This window comes from Mesobacillus boroniphilus JCM 21738 (assembly GCF_000517385.1).
Taxonomy (GTDB): domain Bacteria; phylum Bacillota; class Bacilli; order Bacillales; family Cytobacillaceae; genus Mesobacillus; species Mesobacillus boroniphilus.
The window spans coordinates 1-4,413 of sequence record NZ_BAUW01000156.1 but is presented as its reverse complement, the minus strand read 5'-3'; the positions used below and the strand labels follow the sequence as shown (position 1 = coordinate 4,413).

Below are 4,413 nucleotides of genomic sequence, written 5' to 3'. Positions count from 1 at the left end.
GGGTGAGAGCGGAAAAGTTGTCAAGAATCTGCCGGTATTCAATATCTAAACAGTTTATTTTCCGAAACTGGCCGCCTATTCCCAACCCAGCCTTCTAGCAACTAGCCTGAACAACAATAATTCAAAAACCTCCCCGAATCTAACTCACACTCGGGGAGGTCACCAAACCAAATATTAAAGCTTAAACGAACTCTTCAGCGACACAATGCGGTTGAAGACTTTTTTGTCTTCTGTTGTGTGCTTCGGATCGACGTTGAAGTAGCCGTGGCGGAAGAACTGGAATTTATCCTGCGGCTTGGCGTCCTGCATGTTTGGCTCGATGAAGCCGTTCACGATTACCAGGGATTTTTCATTTACCTGATCCAGGAATGATTTGTTCTCGGCTTCCTCTTCGCTTTCTTCCTCATCATCAAGAATCAGCGGCTCATACAGGCGGAATTCTGCTGGAAGGGCATGTGTTGCGTCAACCCAGTGCAGTGTTCCTTTTACCTTGCGGCCAGTGAAGCCAGATCCGCTCTTTGTTTCTACATCATATGTGCAGCGAAGCTCAACTACTTCGCCATTTTCATCTTTAACTACTTCATTACATTTAATGAAGTAAGCGTGCTTCAATCTGACTTCATTGCCTGGGAAGAGGCGGAAGTATTTCGCTGGCGGGTTTTCCATGAAGTCGTCCTGCTCAACATAAATTTCACGGGAGAATGGGATTTTTCGTGTTCCCATATCCGGATTCTCAGGGTTGATGTCTGCATCCAGCCACTCCACTTCGTCTTCCGGATAGTTCGTGATGACGACTTTCAATGGACGAAGTACGCCCATCGTGCGCGGAGCCTTCAGCTTAAGGTCTTCACGTACAAAGTGCTCAAGCATTTGTGCGTCAACTGTTGAGTATCCTTTGGAAACTCCAGCCGCTTTTACAAACTCACGAATCGCTTCTGGTGTGAAACCGCGTCTTCTTAAGCCGGAAATTGTCGGCAGGCGAGGGTCATCCCAGCCATCGACATACTTTTCTTCCACAAGCTGCTTCAGTTTGCGCTTGCTCATTACCGTATTTGTCAGGTTCAGGCGGCCAAATTCAATTTGCTGAGGTGTTGCTTCCATTTCGCACTCACGAACAACCCAGTCGTAAAGCGGACGCTGGTCTTCGAACTCGGTTGTGCACAGACTGTGGGTAACACCCTCAAGCGCATCCTCGATCGGATGGGCAAAAGCGTACATTGGGTAGATGCACCATTTATCTCCTGTGTTATGGTGTGTTGCATGGGAAATTCGGTAGATGACCGGGTCACGAAGGTTGATGTTAGGTGATGACATATCAATCTTCGCACGCAATACCTTTTCACCATTTGCGAATTCACCGTTCTTCATCTTTTCGAACAGCTCAAGATTCTCTTCAACAGAACGATTGCGGTACGGGCTTTCCTTTCCTGGTTTGGAAAGTGTGCCGCGGTATTCACGGATTTCATCTGCTGACAAATCATCCACATAAGCCAAGCCCTTTTTAATCAACAGGACAGCGCGGTCGTACATTTCATCGAAATAGTCAGATGCAAAGAACAAGCCTTCCCATTCATAGCCCAGCCATTCGACGTCTTCCTTGATGGCATCTACGTATTCCTGGTCTTCCTTCAATGGGTTTGTGTCATCGAATCGGAGGTTTGTCTTGCCGCCGAATTCATCTGCAAGGCCGAAGTTAATGACGATTGATTTTGCATGACCGATATGTAGGTATCCATTTGGTTCTGGAGGGAAACGGGTCACGACTTTATCGCGCTTGCCGCTCTCCAAATCTTCCTTAATGATCGTTTTTATAAAATTAGAGTTTTCTTCCAATTGAAATCAGCCTTTCCTTTGATCAGTCTCATTATCTTTATTTTAATGATTACTATAATATATTTCCACTGAACTATATAGTAATAAGAAAAAAGCGGAAAAACAAGTAGGGAAATATCAAAAAAGGTGCCTTAAACAAGGCACCTGAAGATTATTTGGCTAAAATATTCCGAATGACTTCGTAAGTCAGGTTCGGGACTATTTTAACAGAGTAGTCAATTTCCATTCGTTCATAACGTTTATGGGCGTCCAGCCCGTAAGGTCCGATGTTAATCACTGGCACATTCAGCTTGCGGATTTCCTGGTAGTCCACGAAAAATTTCGTTCCCCAGCTTGGATTGTTCCGGGATGCGAAGTCCAAAGCTTCATCATCATCACTCAAAGCGACAAAGCTCATATCAGATATATAAGGAAAGAAACTGCGGACAACGATTGGCTCATCGTAGCCCGGCTGTACCGTTTTGACAGCGTTGTCTAAAGCGTCAATCAGATTTCGCTCATCCTCGGTTTCACCAGTCACTTCAATCCTTGGCGAGTAGAGGGAAGAGTAGAAGATAATGATTGCCGGACTCTGATCGGGCATCCATTTCCAGGCTTCTTCGACAACCCTCGCCGCGTACATTCTCAGATCAAGGGTGGCATCGAGAATGAGCTCATCCTTGAATTCCACCATGTGTGCGGTGTATTCAGAGCCATGGGCCTTGATGAGTTCAGCTTCCATTTCTTCATAAGTCATAACCCTTGGCTTCCACTGTATCTCCCTCCCTGGTTCACCGCTGATTTTGCAAAATTGCTGATAACGCTCCTCGTACAGCTTCAATGCTTTTTCAAAAGCAATATGAGCTTGCTCCTTCATTTTTCCCAAAACATCCTTTGGCGTCCAGGAATGAATGAAGAAATTGTAATAAACATATGCTGCCAGGGCCGTCTGCACAGTATAGTTAGGCTTCAGGTCCATCTGCTTCAGGGAAACCGGTGGAAGCGTCGTCTCGCCGAATGCTTCATTGCATAGGTCAGGGTTATAGTCGATTTGTCTCGTCAATTCTGCAGCGATCAGGTTAGGGTCCAGACCTTCGAAAGCGGAACCGACATGCGTTTCAGAGCCTGTAATGTAAAAAGAAGGGAGCAGCTTTCCGACAGTTCCTTTATAGATGTAACGATTCTTATCTCCCGAAAACCGGGGTGAAACAAAGTCGCTATTGACTGCAGCGACATATTCAAAGCTGTGCTCTTCTTTCCAGACGTTCAGGTCCTTGACGGCAGAGAGGATTCCATACGAACTGTCCTCCTCATCACACTCCGTTAAAAAAACAAGGTTGCCATCGAGCTCCTCTGGGTGTTCAGAAAAGTATTTCAGGAGATAAAGATGGGAAGCGACGCCGCTCTTCATGTCAAGCACCCCTCGGCCAAACATCCATTCACCTGATTGCGCATGTTGATTTACAAGCGGTGGCAGCTTCTCCTTTTTCAGCTCAACAAGCAGCTGGTCAGGATCAAATGCCAAATCAGCCAGCTGTGTAAAATCATCAATTCCGACAGTGTCAAGATGCCCCATCAAAATGACAGTACGGTTGCTGTTTCCTTTTGTGCCTTTTACAAAAGCCATGACATTGTAGCGTTCGAGTACATCAGTCTGAGTTTGCGGTTTGATGACGTGTGAAGGGTTCTCCATAAAATAAGGAAACGATGAAATCATCGTATAAAGTGCCTGGGCAATTTCGTTCTCTCCATTTGTGTTGACAATGCTGCCAATGTTCACAAGCTGCTTTGTATAAAATAAAACCTCATCCCTGCAATCAAGCATCCAAAGCATCCCCTTTCAGAATATTCGGGTTTTAATATCAAGCTAACTTAAATGAAAGGGAAATACAATAGAAAAAAGTGGTTAAGAAAAAGCCTATAAGGGATTCCCTTTATCTAAATGGAGTATACGGATGTTACTATTTCTAATTTTGTACAGATTGTTAATCTTTTCACAATATGTACAAAACACGATGAACCTTTTGTGTACCTTGCTTTTTAGTGAATGATTTTACGGGAAAATAATGGAAAATAAAGGTGTAAATATAAAGGAGGGAATATCATGCCAAAAGAAATTTTCAAAGCCACTGCTGTATTGCAAGAAGGTGTAAAGGTTGATGTCCAGGCCAGAGGGTTCCATATCACGATTGATGAGCCTGCCAATTTGGGAGGGACCGATCAGGGGATGAATCCTGTGGAAATGCTGCTTGGTGCATTAGGAGCTTGCCAATCCATCGTAGCCCAAGTGTACAGCCAAAAATTCGGAGTAGAATTAGAGGATTTCCGCGTCGAATTGGAAGGGGACCTTGATACCGATGGGTTCATGAACAAATCAGATGTGCGCCGCGGCTATTCGGATATTCGCTATACCTACTTTATTAAATCGCCATCTCCGGAAGAAAACATCAGGCCCTGGCCGATTTCATTGCTAAAACGTGTCCGGTGGATGATACAATCTCAAATCCGGTGAATGTCAACAGAACAGAAATCGTCATCGAAAAGCCAGTAACATTATAAATAGTATTTATAGGACGGCGCTCCATGCAGTGCCGTTTTTTT

2 protein-coding genes and 1 pseudogene are annotated in these 4,413 nt (G+C 44.7%); 1 reads left to right on the top strand and 2 read right to left on the bottom strand.

What is annotated here, in order from left to right; translation table 11 throughout:
* Positions 1-174: 174 nt before the first annotated feature.
* Together JCM21738_RS21050 and JCM21738_RS21045 are read right to left on the bottom strand one after the other, a co-directional pair.
* Positions 175-1,833 carry a glutamine--tRNA ligase/YqeY domain fusion protein gene (locus tag JCM21738_RS21050; RefSeq protein WP_023625624.1) on the bottom strand — a complete coding sequence of 553 codons (1,659 nt, stop codon included), beginning with the start codon at positions 1,831-1,833 and terminating at the stop codon, positions 175-177.
* A gap of 151 nt (positions 1,834-1,984) precedes the next feature.
* A complete protein-coding gene (locus tag JCM21738_RS21045; RefSeq protein WP_023625623.1) occupies positions 1,985-3,637 on the bottom strand; it encodes a M20/M25/M40 family metallo-hydrolase in 1,653 nt (550 codons plus the stop codon).
* A 279-nt stretch (positions 3,638-3,916) separates the two neighbouring features.
* Here JCM21738_RS21045 and JCM21738_RS21040 point away from each other — a divergent pair.
* Positions 3,917-4,371: pseudogene (locus JCM21738_RS21040) on the top strand (OsmC family protein).
* Positions 4,372-4,413: the final 42 nt, after the last annotated feature.

Coding starts and splice junctions, on each gene's coding strand:
- JCM21738_RS21045 (WP_023625623.1), bottom strand. CDS start 3,637: ATGCTTGATTGCAGGGATGAGGTTTTATTTTATACAAAGCAGCTTGTG.